The organism is Enterococcus sp. DIV0008, assembly GCF_050542615.1.
Classification (GTDB): Bacteria; Bacillota; Bacilli; order Lactobacillales; family Enterococcaceae; genus Enterococcus_D; species Enterococcus_D innesii.
Window position 1 is genome coordinate 1,810,029 of sequence record NZ_CP172937.1, and the last position, 22,355, is coordinate 1,832,383.

The 22,355-nt window shown below is 42.1% G+C and carries 17 protein-coding genes; 2 read left to right on the plus strand and 15 right to left on the minus strand.

Features of this window, described 5'->3' with window-relative positions:
* Window positions 1–21: 21 nt before the first annotated feature.
* The 4 genes from IGI84_RS08670 to uvrB all read right to left on the minus strand — a co-directional run bounded on the left by IGI84_RS08670 (window position 22) and on the right by uvrB (window position 7,119).
* Window positions 22–732, minus strand: a complete 711-nt coding sequence (locus IGI84_RS08670; RefSeq protein WP_077454414.1) for an amino acid racemase — start codon at window positions 730–732, stop codon at window positions 22–24.
* A gap of 3 nt (window positions 733–735) precedes the next feature.
* Complete coding sequence (locus IGI84_RS08675; protein WP_077454415.1) at window positions 736–1,989, minus strand: carboxylate--amine ligase; 1,254 nt, start codon at window positions 1,987–1,989, stop codon at window positions 736–738.
* A gap of 308 nt (window positions 1,990–2,297) precedes the next feature.
* Complete coding sequence (uvrA, locus tag IGI84_RS08680; RefSeq protein ID WP_430600199.1) at window positions 2,298–5,114, minus strand: excinuclease ABC subunit UvrA; 2,817 nt, start codon at window positions 5,112–5,114, stop codon at window positions 2,298–2,300.
* A gap of 13 nt (window positions 5,115–5,127) precedes the next feature.
* On the minus strand, window positions 5,128–7,119 hold the full coding sequence (gene uvrB, locus IGI84_RS08685; RefSeq protein WP_086292292.1) for an excinuclease ABC subunit UvrB: 1,992 nt from the start codon (window positions 7,117–7,119) through the stop codon (window positions 5,128–5,130).
* 270 nt (window positions 7,120–7,389) lie between these two features.
* Here uvrB and IGI84_RS08690 point away from each other — a divergent pair, with 270 nt between their 5' ends.
* Together IGI84_RS08690 and IGI84_RS08695 are read left to right on the plus strand one after the other, a co-directional pair.
* Window positions 7,390–9,543, plus strand: a complete 2,154-nt coding sequence (locus IGI84_RS08690; RefSeq protein WP_430600201.1) for an amino acid ABC transporter substrate-binding protein/permease — start codon at window positions 7,390–7,392, stop codon at window positions 9,541–9,543.
* 1 nt (window position 9,544) lies between these two features.
* A complete protein-coding gene (locus IGI84_RS08695) occupies window positions 9,545–10,282 on the plus strand; it encodes an amino acid ABC transporter ATP-binding protein (protein ID WP_077454419.1) in 738 nt (245 codons plus the stop codon).
* 50 nt (window positions 10,283–10,332) lie between these two features.
* On the opposite strand, the gene IGI84_RS08700 is transcribed toward IGI84_RS08695, so the two are convergent.
* From IGI84_RS08700 to hemW, 11 genes are all read right to left on the minus strand, one after another.
* Entirely contained in the window at window positions 10,333–10,572 is a 240-nt protein-coding gene (locus IGI84_RS08700; protein WP_081118611.1) for a hypothetical protein, read from the minus strand.
* 419 nt (window positions 10,573–10,991) lie between these two features.
* Window positions 10,992–11,447: an S-ribosylhomocysteine lyase gene (locus IGI84_RS08705; protein ID WP_430600203.1), complete on the minus strand. Its 456-nt coding sequence runs from the start codon at window positions 11,445–11,447 to the stop codon at window positions 10,992–10,994.
* Window positions 11,448–11,459: 12 nt separating this feature from the next.
* On the minus strand, window positions 11,460–12,104 hold the full coding sequence (locus IGI84_RS08710; RefSeq protein WP_077454420.1) for a class I SAM-dependent DNA methyltransferase: 645 nt from the start codon (window positions 12,102–12,104) through the stop codon (window positions 11,460–11,462).
* 2 nt (window positions 12,105–12,106) lie between these two features.
* A complete protein-coding gene (locus IGI84_RS08715) occupies window positions 12,107–13,252 on the minus strand; it encodes a cystathionine gamma-synthase (protein WP_081118613.1) in 1,146 nt (381 codons plus the stop codon).
* Window positions 13,242–14,207 carry a PLP-dependent cysteine synthase family protein gene (locus IGI84_RS08720; RefSeq protein WP_430600204.1) on the minus strand — a complete coding sequence of 322 codons (966 nt, stop codon included), beginning with the start codon at window positions 14,205–14,207 and terminating at the stop codon, window positions 13,242–13,244. Before IGI84_RS08720 ends, IGI84_RS08715 begins: the two co-directional genes overlap by 11 nt.
* Before the next feature lie 404 nt (window positions 14,208–14,611).
* The gene (locus IGI84_RS08725; RefSeq protein WP_144771745.1) at window positions 14,612–15,712 is read right to left on the minus strand and encodes a glycerol dehydrogenase; all 1,101 of its coding nucleotides are present in this window, start codon (window positions 15,710–15,712) and stop codon (window positions 14,612–14,614) included.
* Between the two features lie 187 nt (window positions 15,713–15,899).
* Window positions 15,900–17,069 (minus strand): molecular chaperone DnaJ, encoded by a 1,170-nt coding sequence (gene dnaJ, locus IGI84_RS08730; protein WP_005235650.1) that lies wholly within the window; start codon window positions 17,067–17,069, stop codon window positions 15,900–15,902.
* A gap of 126 nt (window positions 17,070–17,195) precedes the next feature.
* Window positions 17,196–19,025, minus strand: a complete 1,830-nt coding sequence (gene dnaK / locus IGI84_RS08735; RefSeq protein ID WP_005235649.1) for a molecular chaperone DnaK — start codon at window positions 19,023–19,025, stop codon at window positions 17,196–17,198.
* A 52-nt stretch (window positions 19,026–19,077) separates the two neighbouring features.
* The gene (gene grpE / locus IGI84_RS08740; RefSeq protein ID WP_077454424.1) at window positions 19,078–19,665 is read right to left on the minus strand and encodes a nucleotide exchange factor GrpE; all 588 of its coding nucleotides are present in this window, start codon (window positions 19,663–19,665) and stop codon (window positions 19,078–19,080) included.
* A 38-nt stretch (window positions 19,666–19,703) separates the two neighbouring features.
* Complete coding sequence (gene hrcA, locus IGI84_RS08745; RefSeq protein ID WP_430600206.1) at window positions 19,704–20,747, minus strand: heat-inducible transcriptional repressor HrcA; 1,044 nt, start codon at window positions 20,745–20,747, stop codon at window positions 19,704–19,706.
* Between the two features lie 182 nt (window positions 20,748–20,929).
* Window positions 20,930–22,120, minus strand: a complete 1,191-nt coding sequence (gene hemW / locus IGI84_RS08750) for a radical SAM family heme chaperone HemW (protein WP_220426578.1) — start codon at window positions 22,118–22,120, stop codon at window positions 20,930–20,932.
* Window positions 22,121–22,355 lie beyond the last annotated feature (235 nt).

Sequence of the window (22,355 nt, forward strand, 5' to 3'; positions counted from 1 at the left end):
CCGCTAACGTCGCTATCAGCTTTAGATTGCTTGGCGATCTGCCAATGCTTTTTCGATCGTCCGATCAACCAATATGGATTGAGCATCCACGACTGGATAAGGATTGTCAGTCACAAACTCATCCATCAAGGACAACTCGGTACATCCAAGCACTACGCTTTCACAGCCGATGCGTTCGGTGACTTCTTCCAATATCTCAAAGTAAAGCCCTTGATCAAGATGATCATTCTCTTTGATTCGATCATAGATCAATGTATTGACCTTTTTTTGAATCGCTGGCTCTGGCAGATAGACATCAAGTCCCAACTGGCGCAGTTCTTTCTCATAGATGCCGGCTTTGACACTGCCTTCTGTCCCAAGAAAGGCCACTTTGCCAGTGACGCCTTTTTCAAAAACGACTTTCGCCGCCTCCCGAGGCATATGCAATATCTCAATCTCAGTGGCTGCTTGTAATTCATCAAAGAAATAATGAGCCGTGTTACAAGTCAGTACAATAAAATTGGGTTTTAATAGATTTTGCTTTTCGATATCATCCATTAAATAAGGAACCGGATTTTCTAACGTATTATCTAAAATATACGCGGTCCGATCTGGAACTGTCGCATGATTGAATAAAACATAGTTCAAATAGTCTTGGTCTTTATGGGTCTGCGTCCGTCGGTTTAAGATGCGAACAAAACTTTCCGTCGCTAACGTTCCCATGCCGCCTAAAATACTAAAAAAATTCTCCATCTTCTAGCCTTCTTTCGTATGGAAATACGTTTTGAATCGTTTGTTGTACAGATGGAACATTCTCTTTAATAGAATCCAACGCTTTAAAGATAAGTCTTCTTTGTAAAAAACAGTCGTTCCCCAACGATCTTCTGCTAATAATTTTTTTGCCCGTTCTTTCGCAGGATTTTCTTTTGCATAGGTCAAGAAGATGTTTTTTGGTACACCTAACCATAATTTCGCTTCTGGCGCGTCAGCTTTGCCATAAACCGTTTCTGTGTAAGGTTTATCGAAGACTAAATCTTCTGTGATAAACTTCGCCAGATTCAATCCGCTTAAGGTAATAAAGAAACTGCTTCTTCCTTGACGCAAGTTGATTTCAAATAATTTGTATTGCCCGTCTCGTGCATCATATTTCAAGTCAAAATTGGCAAATCCAACATATTCGATCTCTTTTAGAAACTTGCGGATCATTTGATAAATTTGCTCATTTTCGTCTGGAATAATCACGACATAGTTCCCAACAGCACCTGGGGTTGGGTCTTCTAGTAACGGATGACCTAAACCCATCACGCGAACTTCATGATTCTCATCAACATAAGCATTTAAAACCCGCATGTTGCTGTCGTCACCAGGAATAAAATCTTGGACGATCATTTCATATTGATACCCCGCTTGATAAATGCGAGAAACGATTTCTTCAAATTCTGCTCGATCATCAATGATGAAAGCTTTTTTGCGACCTTCAAAATCAACCGAAAGCCACGCGACACTATTTGCAGGTTTCAAGGCTACAGGAAAATCAAACGGCAGCTCTCCTTTAAACGTTCCTTCCGTCAACAGTTCAGGCGTTAAAATGAACGTCTTTGGATAAGGCAAACCATACTCCTCGCAAACTTCGTAAAAACTTACTTTATTGATCAACCGTTTTAATAAGGAATAATCATTGGCGATAAAGGTATAATAAGGTTGCAATTCTTCTTTGTGTTTTGCCAACAGTTCCGCATAGCCATCGCCGCAAGGAATCAACAAATACTTCATTGTAGGATCGTTGTAAGTGTTTTTCCCTAACTCAATCAGCGTCTCAGTGAATCCGGGATCATGGTCAAAACCTTCCACTTGATTGATTTTTACAATTTTACTAAAGCGGGTTGGCGCAAGTTCCGCACCAGCATAGGCAACTGATTGAATGCCATAAGCTTCGTGGAATGCTCTGGCCATACCATAAACATTCATATCGCTTCCTAATAATATGGGAAGAAAATTTTCCTGACTCATCAAAAATCACTCTCTCTTTTGAATACGAAAAACGACCGCTCTCGTTTCGTTTAATTACAATAGCATTATCATACCACAAAGAAAAAAGCAATCAAAGTATCTATCTTTGATTGCTTTCTCCCACTTTGAACGGATAGAACTTATAGGCAGTTTATTCAATGCGAATATACGTATACCTATTGCTATTCTATCAAATAAATTTTTGATTTCAAGCCTTTATCATGAAATTTACAGATATTTCAGGCTTCCTTAAACTTTAGCGAAACCTATTGACAGATAAGTAAAAAAGTGGAAGCTTTCCCTCTTGATCATAGGACTTTTTTCAAATAATGACCGGTATAGCTTTCTGGAACGGCAGCAATTTCTTCTGGTGTACCAGTTGCAATGATCGTTCCACCGCCTTCGCCACCTTCTGGACCTAAGTCAATTACATAATCCGCTGATTTGATGACATCCAAGTTGTGTTCGATCACTAAAACAGTATTGCCTGCGTCAACAAACCGTTCCAAGACTTTCAACAAACGGGCAATATCATCCGTATGCAGACCTGTTGTCGGTTCATCTAAGATATAAAAACTCTTACCATTGGAATTTTTGTGCAGTTCACTTGCAAGTTTCATCCGTTGCGCTTCCCCACCAGACAAAGTAGTGGCTGGTTGTCCCATAGTGACATAACCTAAACCGACATCAACGATCGTTTGCAATTTCCGATGGATTTTTGGAATATGTTGGAAAAATTCCACTGCATCTTCCACGGTCATATCTAAGATCTCAGAAATATTTTTTGCTTTGTAATGAACTTCTAAGGTTTCTGAGTTATAACGTTTGCCATGACAAACCTCACAAGGTACGTAGACATCAGGTAAGAAGTGCATCTCGATCTTGATAATTCCGTCCCCTTTACATGCTTCACAGCGTCCACCTTTCACATTAAAACTAAAGCGGCCTTTTTTGTAACCACGGACTTTCGCCTCATTGGTTTTAGCAAATAAATCGCGAATGTCATCAAAGACACTGGTATACGTTGCTGGATTGCTTCGAGGCGTCCGGCCGATAGGGCTTTGATCGATATCGATCAATTTCTCAATAGCTTCATAACCAGTAATGGTTTTAAAGCGACCGGGCTTGTTCGAATTCCGATTGATTTTTTGCGCCAAGGCTTTTTTCAAAATTTCGTTGACTAATGTCGATTTACCAGAGCCGGAGACCCCAGTAACGGCGACGAACTTTCCTAATGGAAAATCGACCGAAATGTTTTTCAAATTATTCTCAGAAGCACCGGTCACACGAATCTTTTCACCATTGCCTTTGCGGCGTTCTGCCGGTGTTGGGATTTGTCGTTTCCCAGATAAGTATTGGCCTGTTAAAGAAGATGCATTGGCTGCAACTTCATCTGGAGTGCCGGCAGCCACGATCTCACCGCCTGCGTGTCCCGCACCTGGACCAACATCAATCAAGTAGTCCGCTGCCCGCATCGTGTCTTCATCATGCTCAACGACGATCAGGGTATTCCCAAGATCACGCATTTTCCGTAATGAATCGAGCAAGCGATCGTTGTCTCGTTGGTGAAGACCAATCGATGGCTCATCAAGAATGTAAAGCACTCCAGACAAATTGGAGCCGATTTGTGTTGCCAAACGAATCCGTTGCGCTTCCCCACCAGAGAGCGTGCCTGACGCACGGCTCAAGGTCAAATAGTCCAATCCGACATTTTTTAAGAAGCTTAGACGATCATCGACTTCTTTCACAATGGGACGTGCGATCATTTGCTCTTGTTCCGTTAGTTTCAATTCTTCGACAAAGTTCAAGGCATTGTTGATGGCCATCTCACTCATTTCACCAATGTGCTTCCCGTTGACTTGCACGCACAGCGCTTGAGGGTTCAAACGATAGCCATGACAAGTTTTACAAGTCAATTCCGTCATGTACAGACGCATTTGATCCCGGGTAAAATCAGAATTGGTTTCATGATAACGGCGTTTGATATTTGGTAAGATCCCTTCAAAAGCGACCTCAACATCACGTACCCCACCAAAATCATTCTCATAATGGAAATGGAAAATTTCTCCATTCGAACCATTCAAAATAATGTCTTTGTGTTCTTCTGGCAGTTCTTCAAAGGGTGTGTCCATATCGATATTGAATTCTTGGCAAGCCTGTTCTAGCATTTGTGGATAATATTGAGAACTGATTGGGTTCCATGGCAATATGGCACCTTCACGTAAGGTTTTAGTTTGATCGGGAATCACTAAGTCTACATCGACTTCGAGCTTCACACCAAGACCATCACAGTCTGGACAAGCACCAAAAGGCGCATTGAATGAAAAGAGCCGTGGTTCTAATTCACCAACTGTAAAGCCACAATACGGACAAGAATAATGTTCACTGAAAAGCATCTCTTCTTGACCAATCACATCGACTACCGCATAGCCATCCGCTAAACGTAATGCTGCTTCAAAGGAATCAAACAGACGAGAACGGATGCCTTCCTTTACAACGATTCGGTCAATGATGATAGCAATATCATGCTTTTTATTTTTTTCCAATTCAGGCGCTTCGGAGACATCGTAAACTTCGCCATCCACCCGCATCCGAACATAGCCTTCCCGTTGGATACGTTCAAAGACTTTTTTGTGCTGCCCTTTCTTTTGATAAACGATCGGTGCCAACAATTGGATCTTGGTGCGTTCTGGTAACGCCAAAACTTCATCCACCATCTGCTCAACCGACTGACTAGTAATTTCGATATGATCATTGGGACAAATCGGGTGACCGATTCGTGCGTAAAGAAGACGCAGATAATCATTAATTTCAGTAACCGTCCCTACTGTTGATCGTGGGTTCTTGCTGGTGGTTTTTTGATCGATAGAAATCGCTGGACTAAGTCCATCAATGCTATCTACGTCGGGTTTATCCATTTGCCCTAAAAACTGACGGGCATACGCCGATAGACTTTCGACATATCGGCGCTGTCCTTCAGCATACAGCGTATCAAATGCTAAGGAGCTTTTCCCTGAACCCGAAAGACCAGTTACAACCACGAGCTGGTCTCGGGGAATCGTCACATCGATGTTTTTTAAATTATGGGCCCGTGCCCCATGGATCACAATTTTATCATTTGCCATATTGTTTCTCCTTCTAATCAGCAGCCTTCAGCTCAAGAATAGTATCTCTTAAGGTAGCAGCCGTTTCAAAATCCAATGCTTTTGCAGCATCTTTCATTTCTTTTTCTAATTTCAGCAACAAGGTTGCTTTTTCTTCACGACTTAGTTCTTCATAAGATGTCGTAGTGTATTCACCGGTCTCTTCCGCCACTTTCGTGATCGCAATCAGATCGCGAATCTCTTTGATAATAGTTTTCGGTACGATCCCATGTTCTTTATTGTACGCTTCTTGAATACCACGGCGTCTGGCTGTTTCGTCGATTGCTCGCTGCATCGAATCCGTCATTTTATCGGCGTACATGATTACTTTTCCTTCTGAGTTACGAGCTGCCCGTCCAATAGTTTGGACTAATGAACGTTCGCTTCGTAGGAAACCTTCTTTATCGGCATCAAGAATCGCAACCAGAGAAACTTCCGGTACGTCAAGACCTTCCCGTAGCAAGTTGATCCCCACTAGTACATCAAATTCACCGAGACGTAGATCGCGAATGATTTCTGTTCGTTCCAACGTTTTGATATCACTGTGTAAATACTTGACTTTGATTCCTAATTCTTTGAAGTAATCCGTCAAATCTTCTGACATTTTTTTCGTCAAGGTCGTAACAAAGACCCGTTCGTTTCGCTCAACGCGCTCATTAATTTCTCCCACGAGATCATCGATTTGACCCATGATCGGTCGTACTTCGATCACCGGATCTAACAGACCAGTTGGACGAATGATTTGTTGAACGACGGTATCGGTTTGATCGTACTCATAAGGACCAGGCGTGGCCGAAACATAGACGATTTGATTGACATGTTTCTCGAATTCTTCCAAACGCAACGGACGGTTATCCAGCGCAGAAGGCAAGCGGAAACCGTAGTCCACTAGCATTTGTTTTCTCGCCCGGTCACCGTTATACATCCCACGAACTTGCGGCATCGTTACGTGTGATTCGTCGATTACTAATAGAAAATCATCTGGGAAGAAATCCAATAACGTATAGGGCGGTTCCCCTTCTTTTCGTCCATCCATGTGGCGAGAGTAGTTTTCGATCCCTGAGGTGTACCCCATTTCCCGCATCATTTCAATATCATAATTGGTTCGCTGCTCTAAACGCTGTGCTTCTAGCAGCTTGTTTTCCGCTCGCAAGACTTCCAGTCGGGCATCCAGCTCACTTTGAATCGAGGCGATCGCATGTTCCATATGGTCTTCATTGGTCACAAAGTGGGTTGCTGGAAAGATCGACACATGTTCGGTGTCACTCATGATTTCACCCGTCAAGGCATCGACTTCACGGATCCGATCAATTTCATCCCCAAAAAACTCAATGCGTAATGCTCGCTCGTCACGAGAAGCTGGAAAAATCTCCACAACATCGCCACGCACGCGAAAACGTCCCCGTTGAAAATCGATGTCGTTTCGCTCAAATTGGATCTCGATCAATTCTTTTAATAGTTGGTCTCGAGACTTTTCCATCCCTACTCGTAAAGAAACAACTTGTCTCGCATACTCAATCGGCGAACCTAAACCGAAAATACAGGAGACGGACGCTACAACGATCACATCGTTTCTTTCTAATAAAGAACTGGTTGCCGAATGACGTAGCTTGTCGATTTCATCATTAACACTGGAGTCTTTTTCAATGTATGTATCACTGGAAGGAACATACGCTTCTGGTTGATAGTAATCATAGTAACTGACAAAGTACTCGACCGCATTATTTGGGAAGAAGTCCTTGAACTCGCCATATAATTGTCCAGCCAATGTTTTGTTATGGGCAATGATCAATGTCGGTTTATTGACTTCCTTGATTAGATTAGAAATCGTATAAGTCTTTCCAGTACCGGTGGCTCCCAACAAAATCTGTGCTTTTTTTCCACCGACCACCCCGTCAACCAACTGACGAATCGCTTCCGGCTGATCACCTGCTGGTTGATATTTTGATACTAAGTCAAATTCATGGGAAGTTGTTCTTTCGATCATCTTCATTCCCCCTCGATTATTCTAAACGACAACAAAAAAAGAAAAACTCGCTGTCGCTTTTCCATAAATAAGTATATCATAGCGAACATACTTTCGCCATCATTTGCTATGAAAGTTTCATGCGATTTAGCATAACTTAACATGTCCGATTTTCTAACATCCGATGTGAGGTTTGCAGGATTTTGTCATATTTTTAAAGAGAAAGACTTGTGTGTTGAAGAAAAAATCCATATAATTTATAGATACGTTATATCTAAAGGAGGAATTTTCTTGAAAAGAAAACACATGACCTTCGCTATAATCGCGCTGATCATCAGCTTTTTTACTTTTTCGGTAAAGTCAGCGAATGCGGAGGAAACTACGTATAAGATAGGAACAGATTTAACATTTGCGCCTTTCGAGTTCAAGAATGAAAATAATGAATATGTTGGGATCGATATAGATTTATTAAACGCGATCGCTGAAGATCAGGGTTTTGCAGTTGATTTACGCCCACTCGGTTTTGATCCTTCCATCCAAGGTGTTTTATCCAATCAGTTGGACGGAATGATTGCTGGGATGAGTATCACAGAAGAACGCAAAGAGAACTTTGATTTCTCTGACCCTTATTTTGATAGCGGGATCCAAATGGCTGTAGCTGCAGATAATGACAGCATTACTAGCTATGAAGATCTTGAGGGCGAAACGGTCGGTGCAAAGGTTGGTACCGAAAGTGCCCGCTTTCTAGAAAGCAATAAAGACCAATATGGCTACGACATCAAATTATATGATGACGCTACTGGACTATATGGCGCTGTACGCAATGGCACTGTGGCAGCCGCTTTTGATGATTATCCAGTGCTTGGCTATGCTATTAACAATGGCGAACCGATGAAACTTGTCGGCGAACCTGAAAAAGGTGCTTCTTACGGATTCGCTGTCAGAAAAGGCCAAAATCAAGAGCTACTTGAAAAATTCAATGCTGGTTTAGCCAATATGAAAGCTTCCGGCAAATACGATGAAATCGTCAATACTTACATCACAACGTCTGATTCAGATGCAGACACTAGCGAAATGGTGAAAGTCGAACCAAAGAAAGATGTTTACCGCATTGCCAGTGATTCCGCTTTTGCCCCATTCGAGTTTCAAAACGAAGACAACAAATATGTGGGAATCGATGTTGATTTAATGAATCGGGCTGCAGAATTGCAAGGATTCAACATTGAATTCAATTTCATCGGTTTTTCAGGAGCTTTGCAAGCGTTGGATGGCAACCAAGCAGATGGGATGATCGCTGGGATGACAATCACTGATGAGCGTCGTCAATCCTATGACTTTTCTGATTCTTACTTTGAAAGTGGTATTCAGATTGCTGTAAAAGAAGGCAATGATTCCATCAAATCTTATGAAGATTTAGATGGGAAAACCGTCGGTGCGAAAGTTGGGACTGAAAGTGCAGACTTCTTGATCGCCAACGAAGAGAAATATGGCTATTCCATCAAATATTATGATGCCGCCGATCAATTATATGCGGCTGTTAACGGTGGGCAAATTGATGCCATGATGGATGATTATCCAGTGATTGGTTATGCCATCAGCCAAGGACAAAAACTAATGACACCGATTGAAAAAGAATCTGGCGGTCAGTACGGATTTGCGGTGAAAAAAGGCCAAAATCCTGAATTGATCCAAATGTTTAATGAAGCATTGAAAGAAATGAAACGTACTGGGGAGTACGATCAAATCATCAACAAATACATTGAAGATGGTTCTGCCACAGAAAAACGAGTAGATGAATCAACGATCACTGGTTTGATCAGCAACAACTATAACGTCTTATTAAAAGGATTATGGAATACCCTTTTACTAGCCTTGATTTCATTTGCTTTAGCATTAGTGATCGGGATCATTTTTGGACTATTTAGTGTCGCACCAATCAAAGCTTTACGGGTTTTTGCAGGAATCTATGTAGATATCATTCGTGGTATCCCGATGATGGTATTGGCTTTCTTCATCTTCTTCGGTCTTTCCGATGCGATTGGTATCACAATTCCGGACTTTGCAGCCGGGGTCATTACATTGACCTTAAATGCCAGTGCTTATATCGCTGAGATCGTTCGTGGCGGGATCAATGCGGTGCCAAAAGGTCAGATGGAAGCTTCTCGAAGTTTGGGGATGACCTACACTCGGACGATGCAGAAAATCATTTTACCGCAAGCGATCAAAATCATGATTCCATCTTTCGTTAACCAATTCGTTATCTCGTTGAAAGATACAACGATCATCTCGGTTATCGGAGTCGTAGAATTATTGCAAACCGGGAAAATCATCGTTGCTCGGACCACGCAAAGTACCTATGTTTACTTGATCATCGCGATTATTTACTTAGTCGTGATCACAGCTTTAACGAAACTTGCAAAAGTTTTAGAAAAGAAGGTGAAATAGCATGAAAGAAAAAATCTTAGTTGAAAACCTTGTGAAAAAATACGGAGACAATACCGTATTGAACAATATCAATGTTTCCATCGCTGAAGGAGAAGTTGTTTGTGTGATTGGTCCTTCAGGATCTGGAAAATCGACGTTCTTACGCTGTTTGAACCGCTTAGAAGAACCAACCAGCGGTGATATCATCATTGATGGCGCGCATCTGATGGATAAGAACACCAACATCAATGCTGTACGACAACATATCGGCATGGTGTTTCAGCATTTTAATCTCTTCCCGCACTTGTCAGTTTTAGAAAACATCATCCTAGCCCCGATGGATCTAAAAAATGCTTCTCGGCAAGAAGCGGAACAAAACGCGATTCGTTTATTAGAGACGGTAGGTCTGGCTGATAAAAAAGACATGTACCCTGACAATCTATCTGGAGGACAAAAACAACGGGTGGCGATCGCGAGAGCTTTAGCGATGAATCCCGATGTGATGCTGTTCGATGAACCAACCTCCGCACTCGATCCCGAAATGGTTGGGGATGTACTAAATGTTATGAAGGATTTGGCAAAACAAGGAATGACCATGGTGATCGTCACTCATGAGATGGGCTTTGCCAAAGAAGTAGCGAACCGCGTGATGTTTATTGATGGCGGTAATTTCTTAGAAGACGGCACACCTGAGCAAATCTTTACCAACCCTAAGCACGATCGTACGAAAGATTTCTTAGACAAAGTTTTGAATATCTAAAAAAATCCTCTGGAACAGTTCTTTTCTCGGACTGTTCCAGAGGTCTTTTTTCATTGATTTTTTCTTTTTGTTTCTTCTGAGATCCGTTTTTGATTTTCACCTAAAAATACTTTTGTATCGATCGGGTTTGCTTTGTTTGCCCCACCGATGCCGGTATCAACCATCTTTCCCCAACCTTTCAATGGCTCTTTTCCTTGCGCACGAAGCCTCGCATTTTTTAAACGTAACGCTTGTTTTTTCACTTCTTTTTTCGCTTGATGTTTTGCTTGCCATTGCTTTAAGATGCTCATCTTCTTGTCCTCCTCTCCTTCTTTATTAAAAAAGAATTGCTTATATACATTCTTGGCAAACCGCGTGCTACTTCCTATCGACCTGAGAAGAGCCTCTAGGATTCACCTTTGATACAGCATATTTTTATTGAATAGATAAATCTATTATAACATTTCCTTTTCACCCGCGTAAGCTGCAGCTCATAATTTACTGAAACTATCAAATAATATTTGAAATCCAGTGAGCAGATCAGAAGTGACATATTACACTTATTTACCAACGTTCACCCCAAAACTAATACGCCTTACAAAAAGATAACAAAAATGCAGCTTATCACTTTGAAGAACCCCAAATATTGAATCCTCTTCTTATTGCTTAGCCAACAAAAAAAGTGCCCGTGAATACAAACACAGGCACTTTTTTCTATGATCTTTTTCATTTAGGCAAAAACGGTCGACCAATTGTCACGTTCATCAAGAAATTCTTGCGCTAATTTTTGCGCACCTTCTAAGGTATGGTTCGCCGCCCAACCGCATTGCACTTCATTGCTGGCAGGTACTTCAGTTGCTTGCAAAACATCCCTCATGGTTTTTTCAAGGACTGTCAAAATCTCTTCATAATCGTCATGATTCAAGACAGTCAAATAAAAGCCGGTTTGGCAGCCCATTGGTGACCAATCCACGATATAATCTGCATGATTACGAATCAATTCTGCCGTCAAATGTTCTAAAGAATGCAGACTTGCCATATCCATATGCGCTTGGTTCGGCTGCTTCAAACGGACATCATATTTGATAATGGTATCATTCGTTCCTTGTTTTTTATCGGCAACCCGTACATAAGGTGCTTTGACTTTCGTATGATCCAAATTAAAGCTTTCAACGTTCATTTTCATTGTACTTCTCTCCTACTCTCTTTGTGCTTCCACAAGCCAAACATACTCATTGATTTGCTTAAAACGACTGGTAAACCCATGTTGGCGAAAGTACCGTTCGATATCCGCAGTAACTGGATAGTACTCCCGTTCCAGATCAGCGGCTAGTCGCTGGTGACCAGCTTGACGCGCTTCGTCGATTAGTTCCATTTTGCGGGCTAAAGAAAGAAACATCGTATCACCGAAAAGCACTTTCCCGCCTTTTGGCAGCATCGCCGCATATTTGCCGATCACCCGTTGTTTTTCGTCCTCCGTAAGATGATGAAAAACATAGGTAGAAACGATCGTATCAATCGCATCCGTGATCTCAGGAAAAACCTCCATATCACCATCAACAAAAGTCACTTTAGAAAGACTGGGTTTTGATTTGGCGATCCGCCGCATCTCTGGCGATGGCTCGATCGCCAGCACATTTTTTCCTTGATCAAGTAGAGCTTGTGTTAGATTTCCAGTTCCACTACCAAATTCTACCACAGACCGCCCTGCCTTTTCAGCAATTTCTGCTAGTAACTGTTCATATTTTAAAAAAACTGCTCGATATTCTTCATCCTTACCTGCAACTGTTTCATCGTACTCAGCTGCCCAGTCTGAAAAAATTGGAATAAACTCTCTCCCCATCACTAGTTACCTGCCTTTTCAAACGCTTGCTCTAAATCTGCCTGTAGATCCTCACCGTCTTCGATGCCGACCGACAATCGAATCAAGCCATCTTTGATCCCAGATTGCTGGCGAATTTCTTTAGGGATTGAGGCATGGGTCATCACGGCTGGCACTTCTACCAAACTTTCCACGCCACCTAAACTTTCTGCTAAAGTAAAAATCTTTAATGCTTCAACAAAGCCGGCTGTTTTCGTTTCATCGGTTAGTTCAAAAGATATCATACCGCTATACCCAGACATCTGTGATTTGGCGATTTCATGTCCTTCATGGTCAATCAATCCTGGATAATAAACCTTTGCGACAGCTGGATGTGCTTGTAAGTAGTGGGCAATTTTCATCGCGTTGTTTTGATGTGCTTCCATCCGCAAAGCAAGTGTTTTGATGCTTCGTTGGATCAACCAGCTATCATGAGGCCCCAATACACCACCAATGGCGTTTTGTAAAAAAGCAATTCTTTTGGCGATTTGTAGCTCTTTGGCAACCGCTAACCCAGCTACTACATCACTGTGTCCACCGAGATACTTAGTAGCGCTGTGAATCACAATATCTGCGCCTAATTGTAGCGGCTTTTGAAAATATGGCGTCGCAAAGGTATTATCCACGATCGTCAAAATGTCCTGTTTTTTAGCTAGTTGGGCAACGATTGCGATGTCCGTAATCTTCAATAATGGATTCGTCGGTGTTTCTAGAAAAATCGCTTTGGTCTCAGGAAGAATTGCTGCTTCAATAGCAGCTAAATCATCGGTTTTGACTAGCGAATAAGTCAAGCCGCTTTTTTCTAATACTTGATGAAGCAAACGAAACGTCCCGCCATATACATCATCCCCTAAAATGACGTGATCTCCTGTCTGAAACAGCGAGAAGACCGCATGGGTGGCTGCTAATCCAGAGGCAAAAGCAAACCCTTGGGCGCCTTCTTCAAGATCCGCAATCAATTCTTCTACGGCAAAACGAGTTGGATTGCCTGAACGACTGTATTCATATTGCTTTGGCTGACCAAGTGCGTTTTGCTTGTAAGTTGATGTTTGATAGATCGGCACACTGACCGCCCCAGTCGTTTCGTCTTCACTGATACCACCGTGGATTACTTTTGTATTAAAGTGCATTGTATTCTCCTCCTGTAAATGGTGTAATTGTGGATTCGCCAGCATAAATTTGTTTTGATAGATAGCGGTCGCCACCATCGGGAAAAACTGTGACGATCGAGCTGCCCGTTGGCAAAACAAAACTTTCTTTGACGGCTGCTGCCATGGCGGCACCACTTGAACTCCCAATAAGCAGACCATAGTTTTTTGCCAAGTAACGAGTAAAGGCAAAGCCTTCCGCATCACTGATCGTATAAATTTGATCAATACGTAAATCGTCAAAAAATTGTGGAATGAACTCAACACCGATCCCTTCAATCTCATGGCCGTGGGCAGGACCGCCATTCAAGATTGATCCTTCCGGTTCAACAACAGCAAGACGAGTACTAGATTTTTGTTTCTTTAAGTATGTTGCGACACCTGCGAAGGTTCCCCCGCTACCAGCCCCGGCAACAAAGCTATCAATTTTTCCAGATAGCTCCTGAAAGATCTCTGGGCCTAAGGTTGCTTGGTAGGCTGCAGGGTTGTTTTGATTGTGAAATTGCATTGGCATAAAACTATTTGGCAGCTGTTTTGCTAGTTCCTTTGCTTTTTCAATCGCCCCTTGAATGCCTGCTTCAGTGGGCGTATGAACGATGGTCCCGCCTAATGCTTCAATCAATTGCTGCTTTTCAAGGCTGAATTTTTCAGGAATGACAAAAATCATTTTTAAGCCATACTCGATCCCAGCTAAAGCCAAACCAATTCCAGTATTTCCCGCTGTCGGTTCGATAACGGTTGTCTCATGATTGATCACATGCTCACGAAACGCTTCATCGATCAAATATTTTCCTAATCGGTCCTTGATACTTCCACCAGGACTTAAATACTCAAGTTTTGCATAGATGGTACTTCCCTTTTTGCCGCCAAATGCTGCGGCATCAAATTCAAAGAATGGGGTTTGCCCAATCAATGCTTTTATATTATTAACGATCATCGCTCGACTCCTCGCTCAACTTTTTTGGTACAACTCGTATGCTTCATGTACTCATTTTCGTTTGCAATCATCAGCCGTCGCCAATGAAAGCGGTAAAAAATAGCAAACAAAAAGGGGTACTGACTATTACATCAGTACCCCAAAAATGTCGTCTTATCCGGATAGAAGCGAATCACTAAAAAACTCAGCGATCTGCTGCGACAAAGGAACTAATAATAGGCATGACAAATGGGTATGCTGCTTTCTGCACCATACAACAACAACATGTAGTTTGCGTGTTGAAGTTCGTCATGTCTTGTTCCCTCCTTTAATTTGCTTGTTAACAAAATAGCACGACTCTTTTTCATTGTCAAACGTTTTTTTTAATCAACAAGTATCGATCAATGAACGTTTATAAAATAACATCATAGAGGATAATAAGCGGTCACATAGGCATCCACGGCTTTGATCGCGGCTACAACATCTTCTGCAGATACCGTGAACGGCATATTGTGAATCGTCTCCCCTTCGATGGTTGCTTGTTTGCCGACTTTCATAAGGTCTGCATCACTGACATCCGCAAGATGCATTTCAGCTAATGTCGTTGGTAATTCCAACGCCTGATACAACTCAATATATTGGTCAATTTCATCAGGATCCGCGTTTTCCAGCATCAATTGTGTAAGTGTCCCGTAAGCAACTTTCTCTCCATGAGTCAAATCATGGACGTCTCCTTCAAGGGCTGTCAAGCCATTATGGATCGCATGAGCTGCTGCCAGACCAGCACTTTCAAAACCTAAACCACTTAACAGAGTGTTGGCTTCCACGATTTGTTCAAACGCTTCGGTAACGACTTGTTTTTTATTTGCTTGATAGGCTTTCAGCGCATTCTCAAAAAGAATCTCTTCGCATTTTTCAGCGATCGCCATGCCGGCAATTGGTTGAATGCCGCCAACCATATTCTGACTATGGCTTCGGGCAACGGCGCGTGCTTCGACATAGGTTGCGAGTGCATCCGCAATACCCGCTGCCAATAACTTGGCAGGCGCTTTCGCAATAACGGCTGTATCCACTAAGACAAGTTCAGGATTTTTGTGATAAAAACGATACTTTTCAAAGCGACCTTCATCTGTATAAATAACAGAAAGTGCCGAAGTTGGTGCATCAGTAGAAGCGATCGTTGGCAAAACGGCAATCGGGATTTTTAATTCATCTGCAACAGCTTTCCCAGTATCGATGGCTTTCCCGCCACCTAATGCAGCAATCACTTCAATGGATTCGCTTTTCGCTTTAGAGACGATACGATCGATTTCATTTGCAGAAGCTTCTCCACCAAAAATTTCTTTTACCGGATCTAAATCAGCTGCTTTGAGATTATCAAATAAGTCTTCACCGGCAATTTTCCAAACTGTTTCATCGGTCAAAAGCAGCACTTTCTTCCCTAGATCTTTAATGTGGGATAAACCATCTTTCAATACACCTTTTCCTTGAACGTATCGTGACGGACTCGCAAATATTCTTTCCATTGTATCTCCTCCTTTAATTGGTCTCCTTTCATTGTGACATACTAAGCAAGCGATTTCAAAGGAAAAGAAAAAAAGATGGACAAGAAGATTCGATTCTCGTCCATACTGCACATTTATATTCTTTCAACCACTCATGCCCTGATAAAACGGATGGTTTTATCAGGGCATGAATTGGATTATTGACTTGCTATTTCTTTTTCCCACCAAAAGCATCTTTCATTTTATCAAAAAATCCTTCTGGTTGTTGTTCGGTGGTTTCATGTCCACTAGCTTTTGCATAAGCCCGCAATGCTTCTTTTTGTTCCTCATTTAAGTTCTTCGGTGTGATCAGCTTCACTTTGACTTGTTGATCGCCATTGCCGCCTCCCCGTAAGCGAGGGGCTCCTTTACCGCGTAAGCGGAAGTTTGTACCTGTTTGGGTCCCAGCTGGGATTTTTAACTTCACATTCCCGTGAACCGTTGGTACATTGACTTCGTCACCTAAAGCAGCTTGGACAAAGTTCAGCGGTAGCTCGTAATAAATCTCAGAACCGTCACGATCAAAAATATCACTTTCTTCCACACGGAAAACAACGTATAAGTCCCCATAAGGACCACCGTTGGTCCCAGCTTCTCCCTGGCCAGATAAACGCATTTGTTGTCCATCTTCGACACCTGCAGGCACGTTGACTTTTACATTATGTTTTTTCTTTTCATGGCCAGTACCATGACAGGTTGTACATGGTTCCTTGATTTCTTTCCCAGTTCCATGACAAACATCACAGGTTTGACGGCTCATCACACGACCAAGTGGTGTTTGACGTTCAACATTGATAGTACCTGCACCATGACATTTATGACAGGTTTCTGGTGAAGTACCTGGTTTTGCCCCGTTCCCGCCGCAGGTATGACAGGTTTCTTCACGATTGTATTGAACAGTTTTTTCCACTCCGAAAATCGCTTCTTCAAAGGAAAGATCGACCGCATATTGCAAGTCCGCTCCTTGTCGGGGTGCATTAGGATTGGCTGCTCTGCCGCCTCCACCCCCGAAAAACGATTCGAAAATGTCTTCAAATCCACCAAAACCGCCACCGGAGAATCCGCCACTGTTAAAGCCGCCGAATCCACCGCCATAACCGCCTCCGTAGTTCGGATCGGTACCAGCATGACCATACTGATCATAAGCAGCTCTTTTTTGGGAATCACTTAATATTTCATAGGCCTCAGAAATCTCTTTAAACTTTGCTTCTGCATCAGGTTCTTTATTGATGTCTGGATGATATTGTTTTGAAAGCTTACGATAAGCTTTTTTGATTTCGTCATCCGAAGCCCCTTTTTGTAGACCTAAGACCTCATAATAATCTCTTTTGTCTGCCATTGGCTTCCCTCCACTCTATTCTTGCGTCTCTCGTATTTTAGCATATAATTCGCTCTAGAAAAATACGTTTCGCAAATTCATAAGAAAAAGCCAAAGCGGTGACTTTGGCTTTTTCACAAACAGCGATTATTTATCGTCACCGTCTACTTCTTCAAAGTCGGCGTCAACCACATCGTCTGCGCCGCCTTGTGCAGCTTCTGGATTTTCTTGTGCTTGTTGTTGTGCTGCTTGTTCGTATAATTTAACGGTTAAGTTTTGTACGATTTCATTCAAAGCATCACGTTTGGTTTTCATTTCTTCTAAGTTGTTTGCTTCAACCGCAGCTTTCAACTCATCACGAGCTTCTTCCGCTTTTTTGACTTCGTCTGCATCCACTTTGCCTTCAAGCTCTTTCAATGTTTTATCAACAGTGAACAACAATGCATCGACGTCATTGCGTAGATCAACTTCTTCTTTGCGCTGTTTGTCGGCTTCAGCGTTTGCTTCAGCATCTTTTACCATGCGTTCGATTTCTTCATCTGATAAACCTGAAGATGATTTGATCGTGATTTTTTGTTCTTTTTGTGTACCTAAATCTTTTGCAGAAACATTGACGATCCCATTTTTATCGATATCAAATGTTACTTCGATTTGAGGGATGCCACGAGGTGCTGGTGGAATATCCGTCAATTGGAATCTTCCTAATGTTTTGTTGTCAGCAGCCATTGGACGTTCCCCTTGCAAGACATGGATATCAACGGCAGGTTGATTGTCTGCTGCAGTTGAGAAGACTTGTGATTTACTTGTAGGGATCGTTGTGTTACGATCGATCAGTTTTGTGAAGACAGCACCCATCGTTTCGATACCTAATGATAATGGTGTAACGTCTAGTAAGACAACATCTTTCACATCCCCAGTGATCACGCCACCTTGGATCGCAGCACCCATCGCTACCACTTCATCTGGGTTTACTGATTTGTTTGGTTCTTTATTGGTTTCTTTACGTACAGCATCAACTACTGCCGGAATACGAGTTGAACCACCAACTAAGATCACTTCATCGATTTCTGATTGTGATAAGCCAGCATCTTTCAAAGCTTGGCGTACTGGAATTTTTGTACGTTCTACTAAGTCTGCTGTTAATTCATCAAATTTCGCACGAGTCAAGGTCATTTCCAAGTGCAATGGACCAGCATCGCCAGCTGTGATAAACGGTAAGCTGATTTGGGTACTTGTTACACCTGACAAGTCTTTTTTCGCTTTTTCAGCAGCATCTTTCAAACGTTGCAAAGCCATTTTGTCTTTTCCAAGATCAATGCCGTTTTCTTTTTTGAATTCTGCTACCATGTGATCGATGATTTTGTTATCAAAGTCATCCCCACCTAGGTTGTTGTCCCCAGCAGTTGACAATACGTCAAAGACGCCATCGCCTAATTCAAGGATCGATACGTCGAAAGTACCGCCACCTAAGTCAAAGACTAGGATTTTTTCATCTTTATCTGTTTTATCTAACCCATAAGCTAAAGCTGCGGCAGTTGGTTCATTGACGATTCGTTCTACTTCAAGACCGGCAATTTTACCAGCATCTTTAGTTGCTTGACGTTGTGCATCGTTGAAGTATGCAGGAACAGTGATGACTGCTTTTTCAACTTTTTCACCTAAATAGTCTTCAGCAAATCCTTTGATGTATTGAAGAACCATTGCGGAAACTTCTTGTGGTGTATAAGATTTGCCTTCAACTTCTACTTTGTATCCTGCTTCACCCATATGGCGTTTAATAGAAGAAATCGTATTCGGGTTTGTCACTGCTTGGCGTTTTGCAACTTCCCCTACTTGGATCTCACCATTTTTGAATGAAACAACAGAAGGTGTGGTACGGTTTCCTTCTGGATTCGTAATGATTTTTGCTTCGCCGCCTTCAAGGACAGCAACAGCTGAGTTTGTTGTTCCTAAGTCGATACCGATAATTTTACTCATAAGTAATACACTCCCTTTTTTAATTTAAACATCTACTTATAGATAGAAAGAACTATTGTGCAACGATGACCATGCTTGCACGCAAGACACGATCATGCAATTTATACCCTTTTTGCAAGACAGTAACGATTGTGTCTGCCGGTGTTTCATCAGAGGCAGGTACAGTCTGCACCGCTTGATGCAAGTTCGGATCAAACATTGCACCTTCAGCAGGAATCTCTTCGATTCCCTCTTCTTTTAAGGCTTGACGCAGACTTTCAAGAACCATTTCAACGCCTTTTTTCAAATTCGCCGCTTGGTCTTGATCGACATCTGCTGCCATCGCTCGTTCCAAATTGTCGATTGCTGGCAACAGTTTTTTGCCAAGATCTTGCGAGCGGTATTTTTGTAAAAGTTCCCGCTCATTGCGGTTACGTGAAGTGATATTTGCGATCTCTGCACGAGCACGCAGGAATTGATCTTCCAATTCGTTATTCTTTTCTTGCAAAAGTTCCAGTTCGCTTTTTTCCACTGCTTCTTCCTCTGGTTGAGGAGTCTGTGCTTCAGTTTCAGTTGATTCATTTGAAGATTCAGGTGTTTCTGCGGTTTCTTCAGCAGTTTTAGCTAATTCTTCATCTAAACGCTCTTCTTTTTCCGTCACGTTTCAACCATCCCTTCTACGATTTGTTTCATTGCCGCTTATTCATTGGCAGCGTCTAATGCGCGATAATAATCGGCCAATTTTTTTGCTAACTCGCCTCGAAAAACTTCCATCAGTCCAAACATCCGTGAATACGGCATACTTGATGGACCTAATAAAGCGATCGTTCCTTGTCCATGACCTTCGATTTCATAGCTGGCTTGGATCAAACTCATATTTTGTAACAAGTCATTGCCAAGCTCAGAGCCGATTCTGATTTGAATCGCAGAATCTCTTGGCGCCAGCAGCTGTGTCAGCTGATCTGCGTTTTTCATAAATGAATACATCGATTTGAACTGACTAACATCTTGCGTCGGTTCAAAATCCAGAAGATTCATACGCCCGCCGACGAAGATTTTTTCTTCAAAAATATGGCTCAGCATCGTATCAAAGAGATCAACGATTCCGTCAGTCGTTTGAAAATACTTATGCAGAATCATCGGAATCTCGGTTCTTAATCGATGGTAGACCGTCATTAGAGGTTCACCGATCAATTTGTCGTTGATGATCCTTACCATTTTTTCCAAATCTTCGCTGCTCATCGATTCAGGAAGGGTAAAGACTTGATTTTCGACATTCCCTTTATCCGTCACGATGATCGCGATGATCTGTCGTGCATTCAAAGGGACGATTCGAAAGCCCGTCAATTTCCTTTCCTTCATATCTGGCCCGAGAGACAACGCTGTATAGCTAGTCAAGTTGGACAAGATCGTGGCAGACTGCTGGATGATTTCATTGATTTCATGAAAATCTTTTCCAAAAGAATGACGAATGGTTTGAATTTCGTTTTGGTCAACTTCAGATGGCTTCAATAAGTGATCAACGTAATAGCGATACCCTTTTATTGATGGCACACGCCCTGAAGATGAATGTGTCTTTAATAGAAGTCCAGCTTCTTCCAGCGCCTTCATCTCATTGCGAATGGTGGCAGAGCTAGCTTCAACCCCATCTTCCATCAATCGCTTCGAGCCCGTGGGCTGACCAGTATTCGTATAGTTTTGGATGATGAGGTGTAAAATCATTTGTTGTCTAGATGTCAACATTTTATCCACTCCTCCGTTAGCACTCATTCCTATTAAGTGCTAACACGATTATAAATATACCATATTTGCTAGGAATGTCAAGTATTTGCATCACTTTTTTAGCACTCTTTCTAAGAGAGTGCTAAAAAAAGAAAGCAAAAAAGAAGCAGCGCGAAATGGCTACTTCTCTTCCTTGTTCTTTCTTATTTTTCTCCATCCAAGAGAAATGCTTCAAACACTTCGTTGCCAATGAACATCCCAGCTTTCGTTAAAAAGACACGATCACCTTGACTAGCCAACCAGCCTTTTTGAATCAACTGTTCGCTAGTTGAACCATAGATTTCCTGAAAAGACTTCCCGAATTTTTCTGCAAAGCGTATTTTTGAAATGCCAGCCTTTTTACGGAGGCCTAAAAAAAGTTCCTCTTCCATTTGATTGCTGGTTGTCAATTCTTCGATTTCGTGGATTGGCAACTGATTTTCCTGCAATGGTTTCAAATAATGCTGAATTGGTCCTTTATTCTTGTAGCGAGACTGTCCAAGATAACCACTAGCGCCTGCCCCAAAGCCAAAATAATGTTCATTGTTCCAATACACTAGATTGTGCAAGGACTCATACCCTGGTCGGGCAAAATTACTGATTTCATATTGGGTCAAGCCAGCTTTGTTCATCGCGGCGATTGCTTCGTCAAACATCTGTGTTTCCGCTTCTTGAGAAGGCAACGCCATTCTTCCTTGGCGAACCCAGTTCATAAACATGGTTTTGTTTTCTAAGATTAAGGAATACATGGCATAATGAGGCAACCCGAGATCAATCGCTCGCGTCAGCGTATCACGGAAGCTTCCAATGCTTTGTCCCGGAAGTGCATAAATCAAATCGATCGTCACATTCTGAAAATCATGTTTTTCTAGCAGTTGGATGGTTGAATAAACATCTTCAGCAGTATGCTTGCGACCAATTTTTTTTAGCAAGCGATTATCAAAGGTCTGGACCCCCATAGACAATCGATTGACTTGGTGGTTTTTCAACACCAGCATTTTGTCTTCGCTCAAATCACCAGGATTTGCTTCCACTGTAAACTCTTTCGTTGTGTGAGTCGGCAATAATTCGTGTACGCCTGACAGCAATCGATCCAGCTGGCTTGCCGAAAGCGACGTTGGCGTCCCACCGCCAATGTAAATCGTTTCTGCTTCGCTGACTGGCTGGTGGAAAAGAGTCAACTCAATTTCCTTCAACAGTGCTTCGATGTATTCATCCACTGGCTGGCCTTCTAAAAACACTTTGTTGAAGTCACAGTAGTAGCAAATATGTTCACAGAAAGGTATATGTAGATACGCGGAAATATTTCCTGCGCTTTTTGTAGATGGATCATTTATTGTTTGACCTTCAAGCATTACTAAGTGATTCTCCTCTATCTTCTTTTTCACTCGCATTGCTGAGAGTATCGGCACTTATTGTAGCACAGATCTGTGAATTCTCCTATCACTTGAAATAGCAATAAGCAAAAAAACACCACTTCAAGAAAGTGATGTTTCAGAACAATCATAGAAAAAACCAAGAGGACTACTCCTATTAAGTACGGTAAACTACCGTTTTTGTTCTTATGGCAAACAGAAAAATTGCGGTCTG